This is a genomic window from Paenibacillus amylolyticus (genome assembly GCF_050990605.1).
In the GTDB taxonomy this organism is placed as follows: Bacteria; Bacillota; Bacilli; order Paenibacillales; family Paenibacillaceae; genus Paenibacillus; species Paenibacillus amylolyticus_H.
Genome location: NZ_CP158832.1, coordinates 3529706 through 3550094, shown reverse-complemented (window position 1 = coordinate 3550094; position 20389 = coordinate 3529706). Strand labels below are relative to the sequence as shown.

At 46.7% G+C, this 20389-nt stretch carries 19 protein-coding genes; 15 read left to right on the top strand and 4 right to left on the bottom strand.

What is annotated here, in order from left to right; genetic code table 11:
* The first annotated feature begins 140 nt into the window (after positions 1–140).
* From ABTV53_RS15800 to ABTV53_RS15785, 4 genes are all read left to right on the top strand, one after another.
* Positions 141–1931, top strand: coding sequence for an L-fucose isomerase (locus tag ABTV53_RS15800; RefSeq protein ID WP_433743978.1), 1791 nt, complete (start codon positions 141–143; stop codon positions 1929–1931).
* A 125-nt stretch (positions 1932–2056) separates the two neighbouring features.
* Positions 2057–3547: a rhamnulokinase gene (locus ABTV53_RS15795; protein ID WP_433743976.1), complete on the top strand. Its 1491-nt coding sequence runs from the start codon at positions 2057–2059 to the stop codon at positions 3545–3547.
* A gap of 69 nt (positions 3548–3616) precedes the next feature.
* Complete coding sequence (locus ABTV53_RS15790; protein WP_433743973.1) at positions 3617–4279, top strand: class II aldolase/adducin family protein; 663 nt, start codon at positions 3617–3619, stop codon at positions 4277–4279.
* 132 nt (positions 4280–4411) lie between these two features.
* Positions 4412–4762, top strand: coding sequence for a hypothetical protein (locus ABTV53_RS15785; RefSeq protein WP_433743970.1), 351 nt, complete (start codon positions 4412–4414; stop codon positions 4760–4762).
* Positions 4763–4921: 159 nt separating this feature from the next.
* On the opposite strand, the gene ABTV53_RS15780 is transcribed toward ABTV53_RS15785, so the two are convergent.
* The gene (locus ABTV53_RS15780) at positions 4922–5548 is read right to left on the bottom strand and encodes an FMN-dependent NADH-azoreductase (protein ID WP_433743968.1); all 627 of its coding nucleotides are present in this window, start codon (positions 5546–5548) and stop codon (positions 4922–4924) included.
* A gap of 235 nt (positions 5549–5783) precedes the next feature.
* Here ABTV53_RS15780 and ABTV53_RS15775 point away from each other — a divergent pair, with 235 nt between their 5' ends.
* From ABTV53_RS15775 to ABTV53_RS15750, 6 genes are all read left to right on the top strand, one after another.
* On the top strand, positions 5784–6722 hold the full coding sequence (locus tag ABTV53_RS15775) for a sugar-binding transcriptional regulator (RefSeq protein WP_062836066.1): 939 nt from the start codon (positions 5784–5786) through the stop codon (positions 6720–6722).
* A gap of 210 nt (positions 6723–6932) precedes the next feature.
* Positions 6933–7583, top strand: a complete 651-nt coding sequence (gene deoC, locus ABTV53_RS15770) for a deoxyribose-phosphate aldolase (RefSeq protein WP_278299207.1) — start codon at positions 6933–6935, stop codon at positions 7581–7583.
* A 213-nt stretch (positions 7584–7796) separates the two neighbouring features.
* Positions 7797–8987, top strand: a complete 1191-nt coding sequence (locus tag ABTV53_RS15765; RefSeq protein WP_421890218.1) for a NupC/NupG family nucleoside CNT transporter — start codon at positions 7797–7799, stop codon at positions 8985–8987.
* A 29-nt stretch (positions 8988–9016) separates the two neighbouring features.
* Positions 9017–10195: a phosphopentomutase gene (gene deoB, locus ABTV53_RS15760; RefSeq protein WP_433743964.1), complete on the top strand. Its 1179-nt coding sequence runs from the start codon at positions 9017–9019 to the stop codon at positions 10193–10195.
* Positions 10196–10293: 98 nt separating this feature from the next.
* Positions 10294–11001, top strand: coding sequence for a purine-nucleoside phosphorylase (gene deoD / locus ABTV53_RS15755; RefSeq protein WP_017688193.1), 708 nt, complete (start codon positions 10294–10296; stop codon positions 10999–11001).
* A gap of 282 nt (positions 11002–11283) precedes the next feature.
* A complete protein-coding gene (locus ABTV53_RS15750) occupies positions 11284–12585 on the top strand; it encodes a pyrimidine-nucleoside phosphorylase (protein WP_215077629.1) in 1302 nt (433 codons plus the stop codon).
* Between the two features lie 121 nt (positions 12586–12706).
* Here the strand turns inward: ABTV53_RS15750 and ABTV53_RS15745 are convergent, their stop codons facing one another.
* Together ABTV53_RS15745 and ABTV53_RS15740 are read right to left on the bottom strand one after the other, a co-directional pair.
* On the bottom strand, positions 12707–13690 hold the full coding sequence (locus ABTV53_RS15745; protein ID WP_433743960.1) for a TIGR03943 family putative permease subunit: 984 nt from the start codon (positions 13688–13690) through the stop codon (positions 12707–12709).
* Positions 13691–13772: 82 nt separating this feature from the next.
* The gene (locus tag ABTV53_RS15740; protein ID WP_433743957.1) at positions 13773–14813 is read right to left on the bottom strand and encodes a permease; all 1041 of its coding nucleotides are present in this window, start codon (positions 14811–14813) and stop codon (positions 13773–13775) included.
* A gap of 274 nt (positions 14814–15087) precedes the next feature.
* On the opposite strand from ABTV53_RS15740, the gene ABTV53_RS15735 reads away from it, so the two are divergent.
* Complete coding sequence (locus ABTV53_RS15735; RefSeq protein ID WP_433743954.1) at positions 15088–16287, top strand: GTP-binding protein; 1200 nt, start codon at positions 15088–15090, stop codon at positions 16285–16287.
* Between the two features lie 70 nt (positions 16288–16357).
* On the opposite strand, the gene ABTV53_RS15730 is transcribed toward ABTV53_RS15735, so the two are convergent.
* Positions 16358–17203 (bottom strand): hypothetical protein, encoded by an 846-nt coding sequence (locus tag ABTV53_RS15730; RefSeq protein ID WP_433743952.1) that lies wholly within the window; start codon positions 17201–17203, stop codon positions 16358–16360.
* Positions 17204–17372: 169 nt separating this feature from the next.
* On the opposite strand from ABTV53_RS15730, the gene rpmG reads away from it, so the two are divergent.
* From rpmG to ABTV53_RS15710, 4 genes are read left to right on the top strand one after another with little or no spacing between them, the layout of a single operon-like run.
* Entirely contained in the window at positions 17373–17522 is a 150-nt protein-coding gene (gene rpmG / locus ABTV53_RS15725; protein ID WP_036613813.1) for a 50S ribosomal protein L33, read from the top strand.
* 49 nt (positions 17523–17571) lie between these two features.
* The gene (locus ABTV53_RS15720) at positions 17572–18279 is read left to right on the top strand and encodes a metal ABC transporter ATP-binding protein (RefSeq protein WP_433743949.1); all 708 of its coding nucleotides are present in this window, start codon (positions 17572–17574) and stop codon (positions 18277–18279) included.
* On the top strand, positions 18225–19124 hold the full coding sequence (locus tag ABTV53_RS15715) for a metal ABC transporter permease (RefSeq protein WP_433743946.1): 900 nt from the start codon (positions 18225–18227) through the stop codon (positions 19122–19124). Before ABTV53_RS15720 ends, ABTV53_RS15715 begins: the two co-directional genes overlap by 55 nt.
* Positions 19111–20232 carry a metal ABC transporter substrate-binding protein gene (locus ABTV53_RS15710; protein ID WP_433743943.1) on the top strand — a complete coding sequence of 374 codons (1122 nt, stop codon included), beginning with the start codon at positions 19111–19113 and terminating at the stop codon, positions 20230–20232. Before ABTV53_RS15715 ends, ABTV53_RS15710 begins: the two co-directional genes overlap by 14 nt.
* The last annotated feature ends 157 nt before the right edge of the window (positions 20233–20389 follow it).

Sequence of the window (20389 nt, the reverse complement as noted above, 5' to 3'; positions counted from 1 at the left end):
TATTTGCAGCTCTTGCGTGCCACCCGGGTATCGGTTGTATCTCCGTCATTATCTCATTCCAAACAATGCATATGAATCAGACAGAAGGTTCCCAATTCAACCCAAATTCTATGAAACGAATTGAAGGAGGACACTCTAGTATGACACATCAGGATTATCGTTATAAGCAGGCTTTCCCCAAGATTGGTATTCGTCCCACGATTGATGGAAGACGCAAAGGGGTGCGGGAGTCACTGGAAGAACAAACGATGCGGATGGCGACATCCGTTGCCGAACTGCTTGCAGCCGAACTACGTTATCCTGACGGCTCCGCAGTAGAGTGCGTTGTGGCCGAGACCTGTATTGGCGGAGTGGCCGAAGCGGCCGCAGCATCAGAACTGTTTAGCCGTTCCAACGTGGGCGTAACAATTACCGTGACACCATGCTGGTGTTATGGTACGGAAACGATGGACATGTCGCCATCCATTCCTACGGCCATCTGGGGTTTTAACGGAACTGAGCGTCCGGGTGCAGTATATCTGGCAGCGGTACTCTCTGCCCATGCACAGAAGGGAATTCCGGCCTTTGGGATCTATGGAGAGGATGTACAGGACGGCGGGGATACAACAATTCCCGATGACGTGCGTGAGAAATTACTCCGTTTCAGCCGTGCGGGGCTTGCAGCCGCTACCTTGAAAGGGCAAGCGTATCTGTCCATTGGATCGGTATCCATGGGAATTGCAGGTTCGATTGTGAACGATTCATTTTTCCAAGAGTACCTGGGCATGCGAAATGAATACGTGGATATGAGTGAACTCACTCGTCGTATCGAAGAAGAAATCTACGATCCCGAGGAGTATAAGCTTGCGTTGGCCTGGGTGAAGGAGAATTGTAGCGAAGGGCCGGACAACAACGCTGCCCATCTGCAAACCGATCGCAAACGCAAAGAGTACGAATGGGAAACGGTTGTGAAAATGACTCAAATCGTGCGTGACCTCATGGCGGGCAATCCAAGATTGGCAGAGCTTGGTTTTACAGAGGAATCGATGGGTCACCATGCCATTGTATCCGGCTTCCAGGGACAACGGCAGTGGACGGATCATTCTCCAAACGGAGATTTTCTGGAGTCGATATTGAATTCTTCCTTTGACTGGAACGGCAAGCGTGCGCCTTATCTGGTTGCAACAGAAAATGATAGCTTGAATGGCGTATCGATGTTGTTCGGTTCGTTGCTCACACATACGGCTCAGATCTTCGCTGATGTACGTACGTATTGGAGTCCGGATTCGGTACAGCGCGTGACAGGGCACCAGTTGGAAGGAAACGCGAAGGATGGCATTCTGCATCTGATTAACTCCGGTTCCGCAGCTTTGGATGGCACAGGACAACAGAGCAAAGACGGGAAGCCTGTCCTCAAGCCGTTTTGGGAAATTACAGATAAGGAAGTTCAGGATTGTCTGAAAGCAACATCGTGGAGACCGGCATCCGTAGAATACTTCCGCGGAGGTGGCTATTCAGCGGATTTCCTAACCAAAGGCGGCATGCCTGTAACGATGACACGTCTGAATCTGGTCAAAGGACTGGGACCGGTACTGCAAATCGCTCAGGGATACACGGTCGATCTGCCTGAAGATGTGCATGATACGCTGGATCAGCGGACAGATCCAACCTGGCCATCCACCTGGTTTGCACCTGTTCTAACTGGATCAGGAGCGTTTACTTCTGTATACGAGGTCATGAATCAATGGGGCGCGAACCATGGCTCCATCTCGTATGGACACATCGGTGCTGATCTGATTACGCTCGCTTCCATGCTTCGCATTCCGGTGAGTATGCATAATGTCCCTGAATCGGAGATTTTCCGTCCGCGTGCATGGGGATTATTCGGCACAAGTGAGCCGGAGAGTGCAGACTACCGTGCTTGCAGTGTGTTTGGCCCATTGTATCGTTAAAATAACGTTCCATTCCTGTCAAACGCCATGTTCCTTGTGAAGTGAAGGTAACATGGCGTTCTCTTGAAAGCTGTGTTCAGAACTCGAATACGGCATATCGCTTAGAGTTAAGGAGGCTTGGTAGAATGGGCAATCAAGCAACACATGTGCTTGCTGCCGATTACGGCGCCGGAAGTGGCCGCGTAGTCCGTGGTTCTTTTGATGGAAACAGACTCTTGTTACAAGAAGTGCATCGATTCAACAATGAACCCGTGCAGCTGGGGGACGGATTGTATTGGGATTTCTTGCGACTTTTTCTTGAATTAAAACAAGGCATTGTGAAAGGGACGCAAGGCATCTCTCCATCGGTCCGTTCTATAGCTGTGGATACGTGGGGAGTGGACTATGGACTGGTGGATGGTGCGGGAAGATTGTGCTCGAACCCACGTCACTATCGGGAAGCACGCAACGCACAGTGGATGGACGAAGTTCTGCACATGGTGAAAGAAGAAGAACTGTATGCCATGTCCGGCGTTTTGCCGCAGCAGATCAATACCGTATTTCAACTGCTAGGCAGTGTACGAGAGCAGGCCGAAGGTTTGCGCCCGGATGTGCACATGTTATTTATGCCGGATTTATTTCACTATTATCTATCTGGTCAGCAGGCTTGTGAGTATACGATTGCAAGTACCAGTGGGCTGTTGCATGCAGGCGAGGCGCGTTGGAATGAACACCTGATCGGGCGTCTCGGTATACCGGAAACATTATTTCCAAAAATCGTTCAACCGGGTACCGTGCTGGGTGATTTAACAAATGAGTTGTGCGCCGAGTTACGTACTGGACCGATGGAGGTAGTCTCTGTGGGCTCACATGATACGGCATCTGCCTTGGCAGCAATCCCTGCGAATGATTCGGATTTCGCTTTTATCAGCTGTGGCACTTGGTCTCTGATGGGGGTGGAGCGTGATACACCTGTATTGGATGACCGAAGTCGTACACTCGGATTCACCAATGAAGGGACGGTAAGTGGAAAAGTACGCACCCTGAAAAATCGTTCAGGCTTGTGGCTGCTACAGGAATGCAAACGGCAATGGGAGCGGGAGAATCAACTTTTTACACATGAAGAACTGATTCAATTGGCTACCTTGGCAACGCCGCATCAAAGTTATGTATCGCCGGGAGATGGCGTGTATTTGGCGCCAGGGAATATGGCTGAACGAATACGGCAACAATGCAGTCTCACCGGACAGACAGTGCCTGTAACGACTGGAGCGATTGTACGCTGCATTCTGGAAAGTCTTGCACTGGAATTCAGACAGACGCTGGATGAACTGCAGTTGATTACAGGTACAAGACCTCGTGTCATTCATATGGTTGGTGGTGGTGTACACAATCGACTATTATGCCAGTTTACAGCCAATGCAGCCGGTGTCACGGTGGTGGCAGGCCCGGCCGAGGCGACTTCAGCCGGGAATTGCATGCTGCAATTCCTTGCGCATGGAGAAGTGAGTAGCTTGGCCGAGGTACGGGAGGTCATGGCTGCTTCCTTTTCCCCCGAGACCTATGAGCCTGAGGATACAGAGCTGTGGCAGGAAGCTTATGAAAACTACCAAAGTCTGAATCAAATCAAAAGGTAATGAACAGATTTAATGCAATGAGCATTGACGCAAAATGCTAAAAAGAAAAGTATGAGGAGTGGAGAAGACATGTCTGAACAGCAAGTAAGGGAAGAGTTGACGAAATATGCTCGCAGAGCAGTTGCCCAAGGGTTGGTGGTAGGACCAGGTGGGAATCTGAGCGCTCGCTCTGGGGAAACGATGTTGTTGTCTCCGAGTGGTTATGCACTTGAGGATCTGGAGCCTGACGAATGGATCGCCATTGATATCGAGACAGGAGAGACTCGTGCGGGAACAACACGCCCTTCTTCCGAAGTATTGATGCATCTTTACAGCTATCGTGTGAATCCTGATATCCAAGCCATTGTGCATACGCATCCGGCATATACGATCGCACTTAGTCTCGTTTTTGATGAATTGCCTCACTTGTTCCCTGATCAGTCCGCCTTGGTGGGCGATATTGGATTTGTTCCATACGTTCTGCCAACGACGAAGCTTCTTGCCGATGCAGTCTCAGCAAAGGTAGAAGAACATACGGCACTCATTCTCGTCAATCACGGATTGGTTACGACCGGTAAAAACCTTCGCGAAGCCTATTACCGCACTCAGGTGGTGGAAGAAAGTGCGAAGGTATATATGATCGCCAAGGCAGCGGGGGAACCCAAAGTGCTAACTGCTGAAGAATATAAGGAAATACAATCCCTTGAAAGTGAAGCCTATCGTGTGCAGCTGTTGCAACAACTCAAGTCCTAAACGGAGATTAATCATTCGTCATAACCTGACACAAAACTGGATAATCCTATATTTTTTCTCGACAACTATTGCATAACCTGAAATACCGAGTATAATACTGGGTAAATAGATGAAAAGGGGATGCAATAAACGATGAAAACACATGCTGATTTGAACTCACTTCTTGTTGACGATTATCTGGATCTCCTGAACATTGCAAAACAACTAGGTGATGACGAATGGAAAGATGCTATTCTGCAAGCATTGAAGGAAGAAGTTGATGCAAATCATCATCTGGATTCAAAAGAGGTAAGACAGGATCTGTGGATTCAATTTGAGGGTATTAATGAACAGATGCATGATCTGTTAATGCAACTGAAGCATGCCGACAGTCCTGAGGAGAAAGAGCAGATTATTGAAATGATCTGGGGATTGAAAGTAGACCGTCATGCGATCACACGTAAACTTGAAACCATGAGCCGTGCCAGCGCTGGACATGAATAAGCTCTAGGTTGATTATACTTTGAAGACCCGCGTGTTTCCTGGGATTATCCCTGGGACGCACGCGGGTTTTGTTTTTGCTTTTATTGTTTACTACACTTTAAGTGAGTGTTTAAAAAGGTCGGTTTTCAGTACCGAGAAGATGGGATGAAACCAGCTCTCTTAAAACTGTTTTGCGAAAGTGCGTGCTTGCTCAATAGCCTGTTGCTTGATTTCATCTTCACGATCTTTATATTGATTGTGTCCTTCAACAAAAATGCCATCAAGCTTCGGCACGCCGAGGAATGACATGATAATGCCCAGGTAACGGTGACCGGATTCCATCTGAGCCGCCGGGCCTTCGGAATAAATGCCACCGCGAGCCTGAATATGCAATGCTTTTTTGTCAGACAACAGTCCAACAGGACCTTGTTCGGTATAACGAAATGTTTTGCCAGCTACGCAGATCGAGTCCACATAAGCCTTCAGAATAGGAGGGAAAGAGAAGTTCCACATTGGGGTTACAAAAACATATTTATCTGCTGCGGCAAATTGATCTGACAGTTCATTCAAACGATGTACTTTCGCCTGCTCTTCGGCAGTCAGATCACTGCCCGATTGCAGTTTGCCCCAACCACTGAAGACATCCGCATCGATATGCGGTATATCCGAGCGATACAGATCAAGGTGAACAACCTCATCAGAAGGGTTACTTTCACGATACGCATCAATAAATGCTTTACCCGTAGCCATGCTGAAGGAGGTTTCATGATCATGAGGATGGGCAGTAATATACAATAAGGTAGACATGTTGTTCTTCCTCTCTGTGCGATTAGTGGGGTAAACCGATCTTGGCAATAATGAAGCGACCGCAGTAGTATGCATCGTTTCCCCCTTTTTATACGTCAGAAAGGAATTGAATGGATGGAGACAATACTGAATTGGATGCTATATAGTGACCAGATACTCAATCCATGTATAATATACAGGACGAGCATTTATGTTCCAACGATAATAGGGATGAGTGAGATGAGCGCACATGGGAATGGATCTGGAGAAGCAACGATTAAGCATTGAAGCAGCGAAATTGTATTATCAGTCCGATTACAGCCAGCAGGATATTGCCGCCAGATTGGGTGTGTCGCGTCCAACCGTATCAAGGTTACTTCAGTACGCGAAAGACCGTGGATACGTCCGGATTGAAATTATGGATCCGCTCGAGGATATCGACATCATTGCCGGAGAACTTAAGTCGAAATATGATCTGGATACAGCACTTGTATGTTTTGCCCCGTTGAAGAGTGATGAGGAAATACAGAAGCATATCAGCAAACGAGCAGCAGACTATCTCCAAGAGACGGTTCAGGATGCAGATATTATCGGGGTGACTTGGGGAACAACCATGCATGCCGTAGCACGCCAGCTTCGTCCCAAGCAGGTGAAAGGTGTCGAAGTCGTGCAATTGAAGGGGGGCGTAAGCCACTCCCATGTCAATACGTATGCCGCTGAGATTGTTCATTTGTTCGCTGAGGCATTCCATACGGTACCGAGATATTTGCCGCTGCCCGTTATTTTCGACAACATTGAAGTGAAAAACATGGTGGAAGCCGATCGACATATCGGCAGAATCGTAGAGCTTGGCAGACAGGCCAATATTGCTTTGTTCACCGTGGGTACTGTGAAAGAAGATGCGTTATTGTTCCGGCTCGGATACTTCAATGAAGAAGAGCAACAATTGCTGATGAACTCCGGTGCAGGTGACATTTGTTCACGCTTTTTTGATGCGGAAGGTCAGTTGATCAGCGAAGAGATTAACAGCAGAACCGTCGGAATTGATCTGGCCGAGTTGAGAAATAAGGAAAAATCAATCCTGGTCGCCGGGGGCCAACGCAAAATTGAAGCCATTCACGCTGCGCTTAAAGGTCATTATGCGAATATTTTGGTTACGGATCAGTATACAGCACAGGCTTTACTGCGATTCTAATTTCAAATGGAAATGGATGACAACATCTGCCACGCAAAAAGGGCGGATGTTTTGTTTTGTAAGACAGAAAATATAACGAAGCACTGTAAGTTAAATTATGAACAAAAGTTCAAGTTGATTTTTACATATGTGCATGTTAGGGTAAGGGTATAGAAAATAAATAGTTCAGATAAGGGAGAGATTCAATTGACTACACCACAATTAGCTAAAATGATCGACCATACGTTGCTTCGTGCGGACGCAACGCAAAGTGAAATGGCCAAGTTAACCGAAGAAGCGAAGCAATACCAGTTTGCTTCCGTATGTGTTAACCCCGGCTGGGTTGCTTATGCTGCTGAGCAGTTGCAGGGTACTGGCGTGGATATCTGCACCGTTATTGGTTTCCCTCTGGGGGCATCTACATCGGAGACAAAAGCTTTCGAAACTAAAGATGCGATTGCTAAAGGTGCAACTGAAGTCGATATGGTCATCAACATCAGTGCTTTGAAAGATGGCAAAGATGATTACGTTGAACAAGATATTCGTGCTGTTGTTGAAGCGGCTGCGGGTAAAGCTTTGGTGAAAGTTATTATTGAAACTTGTCTGTTGACGGATGAAGAGAAAGTACGTGCATGTCAGGCAGCTGTGCGAGCTGGAGCTGATTTTGTTAAAACTTCTACAGGTTTCTCCACAGGTGGAGCAACGCCAGAAGATATCGCTTTGATGCGTCGTACTGTAGGTCCTGATGTTGGCGTAAAAGCTTCCGGTGGCGTACGTAGCCTGGAAGATATGCAGAAAATGATTGAAGCGGGCGCGACTCGGATCGGTGCAAGTTCCGGCGTGAAGATTATGCAGGGTGGTCAGTCTACATCTTCTTATTAAGCAAAAAAAGATTATCCATTAAAAGTAATGTCATGTTCTCTGTACTTGGGCATTCGACTCAGGTACAGAGAATACAATTTATACTTTAATTTTAAATAACGGAACATAATGTAAGCGCTTAATAATTTTTCTGAAAGATTCATGATTTAGACTGCTTACAAACCTTTGAGCTGATTCCACATCCAGCTTGACTACCTTCAAAGGAGAGATCAAATGAAATTTCTAATTGCCCTTCTTGGTTTACTCGTTGTTTTTGGACTGGCTTATATCGCAAGCAACGGTAAAAAGAAGATTCGCTACCGGCCACTGGTCGTTATGGTTGTTTTACAAGTGATCCTGGCGTACGCCTTGCTGAATACTGGAGTCGGGACATGGTTGATTGGCGGCTTCGCGTCCGTATTTAAAAGTTTGCTTGATTATGCGAATGAAGGAATTGCGTTTGTATTTGGCGATTTGACCACCGTAGGTGCAGATACCGTAGGCACACCGTTTTTCCTCAGCGTATTGATGCCGATTGTTGTCATCTCTGCACTCATTGGGATACTGCAGTATATCCGAATCTTACCTTTTGTTATAAAATATATTGGTCTGGTATTAAGCAAAATCAACGGAATGGGCAAACTGGAATCATATAACGCGGTTGCTTCGGCTGTATTGGGGCAATCTGAAGTGTTCATTTCTGTGAAAAAACAAATTGGGTTGTTGCCAAAACATCGGCTGTACACCTTGTGTGCTTCAGCGATGTCCACGGTATCGATGTCGATTGTCGGTGCCTATATGTCCATGATTGATCCGAAATATGTGGTTACGGCACTCGTGCTCAACCTGTTTGGCGGTTTTATCATTGCTTCCATTGTAAATCCTTATGAGGTAACAGAGGAAGAAGATATATTGGAAGTGCAGGAAGAGGAGAAACAATCCTTCTTCGAAATGCTGGGCGAGTACATCCTGGATGGATTTAAAGTCGCCATCATTGTAGCTGCGATGTTAATCGGTTTTGTCGCCTTGATTGCGTTGGTTAACGGAATTTTCAGCGCGGTGCTTGGCATTTCGTTCCAGGAACTGCTGGGTTATGTGTTTGCACCACTTGCCTTTATTATGGGTGTTCCTTGGAAGGAAGCGATTCAGGCGGGAAGTATTATGGCAACCAAAATGGTATCCAATGAATTCGTTGCCATGCTTGCGTTAGCGAAGGAGACCGTATTATCTGCGAGAACAACAGGAATCGTATCCGTCTTCCTCGTATCGTTCGCGAACTTCTCCTCCATCGGTATCATTGCCGGTGCGGTGAAAGGACTTCATGAGAAACAAGGTAATGTGGTAGCCCGCTTCGGTCTGAAACTGCTTTACGGTGCATCGCTTGTCAGTGTATTATCAGCGATCATCGCCGGACTGTTCTTGTAAACCGGATTATTGGAAGGAGTGCTTAGGTTATGTCAACATTTAAAAGAGTACATCTGATCGTTATGGATTCTGTAGGGATCGGCGAAGCGCCGGATGCAGCAGAATTTGATGATTTTGATGTGGATACCTTTGGTCACATTGCTCGTGAACGTGGAGGTCTGAACATGCCTCACATGGCTAGTCTCGGACTGTCCAACATCAAAGAAATTGAGGGTGTGCCTGTAGCGGATGCACCTAAAGCGTATTACACCAAGATGCAGGAAGCCTCCAGAGGCAAAGACACCATGACAGGTCATTGGGAGCTGATGGGTCTATACATTGATACACCTTTCCGTGTGTTCGAAAATGGTTTTCCCGATGAGTTGATTCAGCGCATTGAAGAGAAAACGGGCCGCAAAGTGATCGGTAACAAACCGGCCAGCGGCACGGAAATACTGGATGAGTTGGGTCAAGAACATGTCGAAACGGGTGCGCTCATCGTCTACACATCCGCGGATTCGGTTCTGCAAATTGCAGCACATGAAGACGTTGTTCCCCTGAAAGAACTGTATGAGATCTGTGAGTTCTGCCGTGAAATTACCCTTGAAGATCCGTACATGCTCGGCCGTATTATTGCACGTCCATTTGTAGGTGAGAACGGTGACTGGAAACGTACTGCGAATCGTCATGACTATGCACTTAAACCTTTTGGTCGTACGGTTATGAATGAATTGCAAGATGGCGGATTTGATGTAATTGCTTTAGGTAAAATTGCGGACATTTACGATGGTGAAGGTGTGACCAAGGCTGTTCGTACCGTCTCCAACATGGATGGCATGGACAAGTTGTCTGAAACGATGGATGAAGAGTTCACTGGACTCAGCTTCCTGAACCTGGTTGATTTTGATGCCCTGTACGGTCACCGTCGTGATCCGCAAGGGTATGCTCAGGCGCTTGAAGACTATGATGCAAGGCTGCCAGAGATTTTTGCCAAAATGACCAACGATGACCTGATGCTGATTACAGCTGACCATGGTAACGATCCAACATATCGTGGTACAGACCATACACGTGAATATGTACCGTTGCTTGCCTACTCTCCGCGCTTCAGCGAGGGCAAAAAGCTTGATCTGCGCAGCACATTTGCTGACCTTGGTGCAACCGTAGCCGAGAACTTTGGAGTGAAAATGCCAGAATACGGCACAAGCTTCCTGAAGGATTTGAAATAAGTTTTTAAGAACATGGGATAGGGATGTCGGAGTAGCTTCGTCGCTGCTCCGGTTCCTGCCCTCATAATAGACTATATATAACTGGAGGAGATTCATTCATGAGTACACATATTGGAGCAAAACCCGGAGATATCGCAGAAACGATCCTTTTGCCAGGAGATCCTTTGCGCGCGAAGTATATTGCAGATACGTACCTTGAAGATGTTGTATGTTACAACGAGGTTCGTGGAATGCTCGGTTACACAGGTACATATCAAGGACACCGTATTTCGGTGCAAGGCTCAGGGATGGGTATCCCTTCCTTTGCAATCTATGCTAACGAGTTAATCAGTGAATATGGCGTGAAAAACCTGATCCGTGTAGGTACTTGTGGCGGTATGCAAGAGCATGTACGTGTACGTGACGTTATCCTTGCACAAGCAGCATGTACAGATTCCAGCATGAACAAACACGTATTCGGTGGATATGATTTCTCACCGATCGCTACGTTTTCCCTGCTGAAAGAAGCATATGACCGTGCAACAGCTAAAGGCATGAAAATTCACGTTGGTAACGTGTTCAGCTCCGATTCTTTCTACCGCGACGACCGTTCCGTAACCGAGAAGTTGATGAAACATGGCGTACTCGGCGTAGAGATGGAAACAACGGCACTGTACACCATCGCTGCCAAGTTTGGTGTTAACGCACTGACCATCTTGACAGTGAGTGACCACTTGCTGACAGGCGAAGAAACATCCGCCGAAGAGCGTCAAAAAACGTTCAACGATATGATGGTAGTTGCCCTCGATACAGCAATCACACTGTAATTGTTGTATTTTATATTCAATATCAATTGATTTTAATCGAAACTTTTGTTTTAAGTACGGAGTGAAGGACCCGGAATCGATTCTGAAGAAGCGAAGCGTTCGCCTAAAAGCTTTCTGAAAGAAAGCTGCTTCGGAAGGATACGCTGTCTCCGAGTTTTCTCCATTGTAAAATGGATCAAAAAAAACTTGGAGACAACAGCGATCACAAGAACGATCCGGGGCCGAAACGGTCTAACTACAAAGTGTTCAATACAATCAATACACACACAAGGAGAGATCATCATGAGAATGGTAGACATTATTGCCAAGAAACGCGACGGTAAAGAACTGACAACTGCTGAGATTGACTTTGTTGTTCAAGGATACACACAAGGAGAGATCCCGGACTATCAAGTCAGCGCATGGGCTATGGCGGTATTCTTTAAAGACATGACAGACAAGGAACGCGCGGACCTGACCATGTCGATGGTGAATTCCGGTGAAACGATTGACCTGTCTGCCATCGAAGGTATCAAAGTAGACAAGCACTCCACAGGAGGAGTGGGAGATACAACAACACTGGTACTCGCTCCGCTCGTCGCTGCGCTGGATGTTCCTGTTGCCAAAATGTCCGGACGTGGACTTGGTCACACAGGTGGTACAACAGACAAGCTGGAGTCCGTTGCTGGATTCCACGTAGAGCTTGAAAAAGAAGAGTTCATTCGTCTCGTCAACGAACACAAGGTTGCAGTTATCGGACAAAGTGGTAACCTCACGCCAGCAGATAAAAAGCTCTATGCCCTGCGCGACGTGACAGCTACCGTTAACTCCATTCCACTGATCGCCAGCTCCATCATGAGTAAGAAAATTGCAGCAGGTGCAGATGCGATCGTATTGGATGTGAAAACGGGTGCCGGTGCATTCATGAAAACAACGGAAGATGCTAAAGAGTTGGCACATGCTATGGTAAGCATCGGTAACAATGTTGGACGTAAAACGATGGCGGTTATCTCCGATATGTCCCAACCATTGGGTCTGGCGATTGGTAACGCACTTGAAGTAAAAGAAGCCATCCTTACCCTGCAAGGGAAAGGTCCGAAAGATCTGGAAGAACTGTGTCTGGCACTTGGACGTCAGATGGTATTCCTTGCTGGCAAGGCAGATTCCTTGGAGCATGCTGAGGAGAAATTGAAAGAAGTGATCCAGAACGGTAAAGCACTGGAGAAATTCAAAGATTTCCTGGCAAACCAAGGCGGAGACGCTTCGGTTGTCGATCATCCAGATCGTTTGCCACAAGCAAAATACCTGGTTGAAGTGCCAGCCGACAAAGACGGCTACGTTGCCGGAATCGTCGCTGACGAAATCGGAACAGCGGCAATGCTGCTCGGCGCAGGCCGTGCAACGAAAGAGTCCGAGATCGATCTCGCGGTTGGTCTGATGCTGAACAAAAAAGTCGGTGACCCAGTTAAAGCTGGTGAGTCCCTCGTAACGATTCATGCGAACCGTGAAGACGTAGCAGACGTCATCGCGAAGATCAAAGAAAACATTACGATTGCGGATCATGCCGATGCGCCTGTATTGGTTCATGATATCGTAACAGAATAATAAATCTTAGCAGCAGAGATGTAATCTCATGTCTGACTGAACATGAAAGCCCCAAAGCGATGTAATCCATCGCTTTGGGGCTTTTTGTCGTTGAGGTGCAGGTTGTTACTACTACTAGCAACTACTGGCTCTTTATTTTCTCATACGCCATCACCGAATCTGCGTTGGTATAAATATACGGCGTGGACGGCTCGGCTACAGGTGTCACCTTGGTGGCCCGAATCTCAATCGTATCCTTACCGTTCACCTGTGCAGAGCCGATGCTGCCATCGATTTGCACCCAGCTGTCTGTAGGGAAGCTATCCGCTTCTGGAATGTGAATCATCACGCCAAAGGGAGCCGCATCAGCGGGGCAGCACATGACGAGAAACCGTCCCAGTGCGAAATGTGATTCATGATCCATGCTTTTGTCACGATAAACGAACCCGGTTAACGAGATATCTTTGCCTGCAAATTGTCGCTGGAACATATCGATCGTACCGAGGGTTTCAGAGAAGATCTCGGGATAGACTCGGATGACCTGTTCTGCATACAACTTCTCTGCCAGTTCAGCGAATTCGCGGCTATACTCGTCTGGGGGAATGAATTGTACTTTGGTGGCCGATGCAGACTGAACAGCCGCTGGCTGTTGTGTACGATCTTGTACATTCAATTGCGTTGCCGGATCAGGTAAAGGCTCTTTGCGACGAATCTCGGGAGGGGCATAGGTGAGAGACATGCCTTTCTGACTGGCCATAGAGCTGCCGAGAGCCCGATCAGGTAACAGAAACCCCAGCAATAAGGGTATGGCAATCAGACCATATACCAACGAGCTGCGCAGGAATCCGGAAGGCGGTGGATGCTCACAGTCGCAATGAACTTCGTTACTACTGAACAGTCCATGCCAGGCCATGATAACAGCAATGAACAATAAGGGAACAGGGCAGCATAACAGCAGTTTTTGCATGGTAGGAGCCAAATAATAATGAAGTGAATCACTTGAATTCAAGTGAATAATGTAAACTGCCAACCCGCCGATCCAGCCCGCACGGATCAGGTTATGCCATTCAATGATGCGTGATCTTGGAACGGGAGGTTTGGTCATCGTATAGACCGTGTTGTTCATATCATCACCTCATCTCTATTCATAGTCAGGATGAAAGTTCATGGGATTAACCTTTCATGTCATGAAGTATGTTGCTCAACATTTATACCAGCAGATTAACCAGCCACGAGCCGGCGAAGACAAGCGTGATAATTGCTAGACTTAGACCAATAACAAACCGGGTACGGAAGGTCGAGAGCAGCATCAGGGTGCTTTTGAAATCCAGCATTGGACCCAGCACGAGGAAGGAGACCAGCGGCCCCAGTGCAAACGTATGAGAGAACGCAGAAGCCACAAACGCATCCGAAGTGGAGCAGAGAGACAGTACATAAGCGAAGCCCATCATGAACACATAGGAGGCGACAGGACCATTACCAAGTGAGATCAGATCGCTGCGGCTAATGAAGGTTTGGATGCAGGCTGTAATCAGGGCACCGATCACCAGATATTTACTCATATCGACGAATTCGTCTCCGGCATGAATGAAGAAGCTGCGCCAGTTTTTCACATGGTTGTGGTCATGAGCATTTGCGTGTGTATGAGCATGAGGTTGAGCCATTTTGAATCCAGGATGTGTCTTAACCTCTGTCACTGGGACCTTTGGCATCCGAAGGGGATTTCGACGAACAAACACATACACAAGCATACCTATGGAAGCTGCTACAGCAAAGGCCAGTCCCATGCGGGCAATGGTAATCTCAGGATGGGAGGGAAAGGCGAGCAAGGTTGCGGTAAATACGATGGGATTGACTACGGGACCACTCAAGATGAACGTCACTGCGATATAGGCTGGCATACCTTTGTGCATCAACCGTCTTACTACCGGGATCATGCCACATTCACAGATGGGAAAAATTATACCTAGCAGTCCCGCGACCAGCACACCACCGATCGGATTCTTGGGCGTGAGTTTGCGGACCATTTCTTCGGATACGAACCACTGCATGAGCGAGGACAATAACACACCCATGAGCAGAAAAGGTGCGGCTTCAAGAAAGATACCTATGAATACGGTTTTCATATTTTGCAAAGCTTCACTGTTCCATGCTTCCTTCAGGTCTGGAGCCATTGTGATCAACACGGGAACAAGAAATGCACAAGGGATCAGGAAGGACAGGAGCTTCAGATTGGCTGCCATTTTCATGAAACAGACCTCCACAACTAGGACTTTGTTAAAATATATGCTTGTACATGCGGTAACATACATCATTCCTATGTTCTAATCAACATTTTTACGATTAATCAAAATTCTTCATCATATTAGAGTTGACAACCCAAAGAAAACTGAGGTATAGTTCGGATTGTTCGTCTTTAATAGTAATTATTACGATTAATGAAAACGAGTCTATTTTTGATCCTTCATAGGGTCGGAGAGAAGATGTGTCATTACAATTTAAAATAGAGTGGAGGAAGCAGAAATGTCAGATCAACAGGTTCAACATCGGGTTCCAGTAACCGTACTTAGTGGATATTTGGGTGCAGGCAAAACGACACTGCTCAATCATGTGCTTCATAACCGCGAGGGAATGCGGGTTGCTGTCATCGTGAATGATCTCAGTGAGGTTAACATCGATGCAGGTTTAATACGAGATGGTGGAGGATTATCGCGCATTGATGAGAAGCTTGTAGAGATGTCCAATGGTTGCATCTGCTGCACGTTGCGGGAGGATCTGCTGAAAGAAGTCGAGCGGCTGGCACTCGATGGTTCTTTTGACTACATATTGATTGAATCCACGGGTATTGGTGAGCCGGTACCTGTTGCGCAGACGTTTACGTATATTGATGAGGAACTAGGCATTGATTTGACGAAATTCACTCGTCTCGACACGATGGTTACGGTAGTCGATGCTGCTCAGTTCTGGCGTGACTTTTATTCCAAAGAAACACTGAAGGACCGTGGACAGCAAGCCGGGGAGGACGATGTTCGCGGAATCGTTCATCTCCTGACGGATCAGGTGGAATTCTGTGATGTGCTGATTCTGAACAAATGTGATCTGGTGTCAGAGGAAGAACTGACGAAGCTTGAGAAGGCCCTGCACGCCATGCAGCCGGAAGCCAAGCTTATTTGCACGACACATGGGCAGATTGATCCGAGAGAAATATTGAATACAGGACGTTTTGATTTTGAAAAAGCAAGCCAGTCCGCGGGTTGGATCCGCGAATTAATGAAAGAAGAACATACCCCGGAGACTGAAGAATATGGAATTCATTCATTTGTCTATCATCGTAAACGTCCATTCCACCCGGAACGGCTGCTGCGTTGGATTGCGAAATATCCAGATAGCATCGTGCGATCCAAAGGTCTGATGTGGCTGGCGACAAGAAACCATATGGCGATTTCTTTCAGTCATGCAGGTACATCTAAGCAGCTTGCACCAGCAGGAATATGGGTAGGTGCGATGAGTGAGGAGGAAAGGCAACTTCACTTTGGTGACACGCTGCCAAGTATACCCGACTGGGATGATGAGTGGGGCGATCGGGTGACAAAATTGGTATTCATCGGCATTGACATGGACCGGGCAGAGATTGAACGTACGCTGGATGAGACTCTTCTTACCGAAGAAGAGATGTTGATGAACTGGCGTGAACTGAAAGATCCTTTTCCAGCGTGGAGTTGACAGTTAAATGGAAAAAATCTTCAAGTGCACGTATGCACCTGAAGATAAAGATAGTACTGCTTAAAGCATTTTAGTTAAAGTACAAATCACCGAGATAAAAATCGCCGTTGCCGTCTTTTTGTGGACTAAACACAAACGAAAGGTTCACTCCAAAGGAACCTGTCCATCCTTGAGGATAGTAAACAGCTTTGTAGCTTTTACTTATTTTAGTTTTGTCATTCATTGAAATAACTTTAAAATCAGCTGACTTGATGTTAATCAATTGATCTGCATATTTAGTCAATGTTTTTTTATCATTTGCTGCAATTAGACCTTTGACTTTGGTCTTGAATTTATCTTTTTGATATTGTTTGCCACGATCAAAGAAGTCGATCTCAGCATTTTCAATAACTTTGGACTCTATGTATTTATCAAATTCACTAGTGCTGCCTGTTTTAAGTGCTTTACCATACATTTTAATCAGTGCTATAGATTCTTTTTGCAATTTGACTATCATCTGAGCGTCAGTTCCAGTCATCTTGATTGAACCTGAAGTGCTTGAGTTACTTGAACTACTTGATTTACTTGAATCTTCAGAACCCGCACTACTATTATTATTTGAACCGCTAGACTTACCGCCACCTGAATTGGTGATACTTACAACTTTGTTGCTAACATTCAGAGATACATTGGCTCCCAATGCTTCTGCTGTGGTACTGACAGGCAAGTATACATTACCTTCATACACCAGTGCAATCAGTTTGTCTCCAGCTTCGCTTTTAGGCGTCCAGGACAAACCATTCACTTTGAAGCTAATATTACTGTCGAGTGCTGCTTCAATATCCTGAATTCCGTTTGAAGCTGCTACACCCAGGGCACCGAAAGCCAAACTGCATGTTACCAATGACCCAATAAAAGTTGATTTTTTGATCTTCATCTAGTTCCTCCGTAGGTAAAAGTATAATGATACCAAAGCAGTATATCATATGAAATTATAATGTGCACACAATTATTACTGTAGCAGATACGGAGTTGACAAAAGAAATACCATCAGCTACTATCAATAAATAGTAATAATTACGATTAAATAAGAGGAGGCAACAACCATGAGAGTCATTGTAACCTTAGCCTGCACGGAGTGCGGGGACCGCAACTACACAACAACCAAAAACAAACGTAACCATCCAGAGCGTCTGGAGATGAAGAAGTACTCCCCGCGTTTGAAAAAAATGACGATCCATCGGGAAACCAGATAAATTTTTTTGTTATCTTTAAATCGTAATATTTACGAAAAGAGGGAGTGGCATGATACTATCTTCCATGCGTGATGTTGTATTCGGCTATGGCAAAGAGCCGGTCATTGATCAACTGTCGCTGGATATCCATGTGGGAGAGTTCATAGGCATCACTGGCCCCAATGGTTCTGCCAAAACAACCTTGTTAAAGCTGCTGCTGGGGCTGTTGAAGCCCTGGAGCGGCACGATACATATGAGTCCCCAGATGAAACGTGGGAACACATCCAATATCGGTTATGTGCCCCAGCAGGTGGCATCGTTTAATATTGGATTTCCCAGCACGGTGAACGAACTGGTCCGATCCGGATGTTATACCAGACTGGGACTTTTTCGCAGATTTACATCGGAGCAGGATGCCATCGTTGAACGCAGTTTGCGTGAGGTCGGCATGTGGGAATATCGGAATACACGTGTCGGTGAGCTGTCGGGTGGACAGAAGCAGCGGATCTGTATTGCCAGAGCCATGGCTGGGCAACCGCAAGTCCTGGTACTGGATGAGCCGACAACGGGAATGGACCGACGCAGCCGAGAGGGCTTCTACGATCTGATGCGCCATTATGCGGATGCTCATGGGTTAACAATTATTATGGTTACTCACGGGCTGGAAGAAATGGGAGATCGATTGGACCGTACCATAACTCTGGAGCGGCAAGAAAGTGAGGAATGGCATTGTTTGAGTACGAATTCATGCAACGTGCCTTTTGGGCAGGTGGACTGATAGGGGTCATAGCTCCGATTCTGGGTGTCTATCTGATGCTCAGAAGGCAGGTTCTTATGGCAGACACGTTATCCCATGTTTCTCTCGCAGGGGTAGCAATAGGTTCGGTCATGAATCTTAACCCGGTCATCTGCGGATTCGCCATTGCCATTATTGGTGCATTACTGGTTGAACAACTGCGTCGAAGTTACCGAACTTATAGCGAGGTTCCTGTTGCAATCATTATGACCTCGGGGCTAGCCCTTGCTGTGGTATTGATGAGTCTGAAAACGAATCTGTCCAAAACATTCAGCTCATACTTATTTGGATCAATTGTCGCGGTTAGCGATATGCAGTTATGGATGATGGCAGGTATGTGTGTCACGGGTTTGCTTTTTTTCATCATTCTCCGAAGACCGCTCTATAGCCTTACGTTTGATGAAGAGACAGCTTCCATTGGAGGCGTTGGGGTGAGAGGATTATCGTTTGCATTTGCCATTCTGACAGGAATGACTGTAGCATCAGCCATGCCGATCGTCGGTGTGTTGCTGGTATCTGCTCTCATCGTATTGCCCGCTGCCTTGGCACTCCGAGTATCTCGCAGTTTTACAGAAGCGATGATCGTCGCGGTAACCACGGGGGTAATCGGTATTTTTAGCGGACTGACAACATCTTACCATCTAAATACACCACCGGGAGGAACGATTGCTCTCATCCTGTTGGTTTTCCTATTGACTGGAATATCAGCGCAAAAGCTGATTGCACGATACAACCGCAAGCGTCACCGTAAAGAGAGAAATCAACAAGAACAGCGGGCAACGTTAGTTATCCATTCAAGGAGGAATACATCACATGAAATTCAGTAAAAAAACAGCACTCGGACTGTTGTTCAGTCTGACACTTATCGTCGCAGGTTGCGGACAGAAATCCGCTTCCGATACCAGCGCAGCTCCGACGGGCATTCCCGTTCCAGCCGAGACGGAAATCACAAAATTAAACGTACAGGTTAGTTTCTATCCCATGTACGAATTCACTAAAAATGTAGCAGGTGACCTAGCGGATGTACATACGCTCGTTCCAGCGGGTATGGAGCCTCATGATTGGGAGCCAACACCTCAGGATATTGCCAGCATTGAGAAAGCGGATGTGCTTGTATACAATGGTGCGGGGATGGAATCATGGATTGATCAGGTCACCGGAAGTCTGAGCAATGCTTCGCTCATTCAGGTGGAAGCAAGTAAGGGTATCAACCTGCTTGAAGGTGGAGAGCATGATCACCATCATGAAGATTCAGAGGCAACAGAACACGATCACAATCATGACCATGCGAATGAAGCGACTACAGAAGAGCATGATCACGACCACGATCATTCAGATGAAGCGACTACAGAAGAACATGACCATGATCATGACGCCGAGGGAGAAGAAGGACATGGGCATGATCACGGTGGGCTGGATCCCCACGTATGGCTGTCACCAGCACTGGCTGTAACGGAAGTGCGCAATATTGAAGCGGGATTGGCGCAGGCTGCTCCGGAACACGCAGCACAGTTCAAGCAAAATGCAGATGCTTACATTGCTCAATTGGAGTCACTGGATCAGGACTTCAAGGCGGCTGTGACGGATAGCAAACGCAAGGATTTCATCACTCAACACGCTGCATTTGGTTATCTGGCGAAAGAATATGATCTGCAGCAGGTACCTATTGCCGGGCTATCCCCTGAACAAGAACCTTCGGCAGCGCAGATGGCATCCGTTATTGATTTTGCGAAAGAGCATCAAGTGAAGACGATTTTCTTCGAAACACTGGTTTCATCCAAAGTGTCTGAGACAATTGCAAGTGAAGTGGGGGCCAAAACGGCTGTATTGAACCCGATTGAGGGACTCACCGAGGAAGAGATCGCGGCGGGAATGGACTACATTAGTGTGATGAGACAGAATCTGGAGGCACTGAAACTGGCGCTGAACGAATAATTAAAGATCTGTTTGATGCCTTTCACCGAAAAAGGTACAATAATACAACATGCTGAGGAATGGAGTGGCATTCCTTTGCCTTTTTGCGAAGCAGAGAGCACAGTCATGTGCTCTCTCTTTGTTGAATGAGGGACCGGATCAAGGATAACAGGAGGAC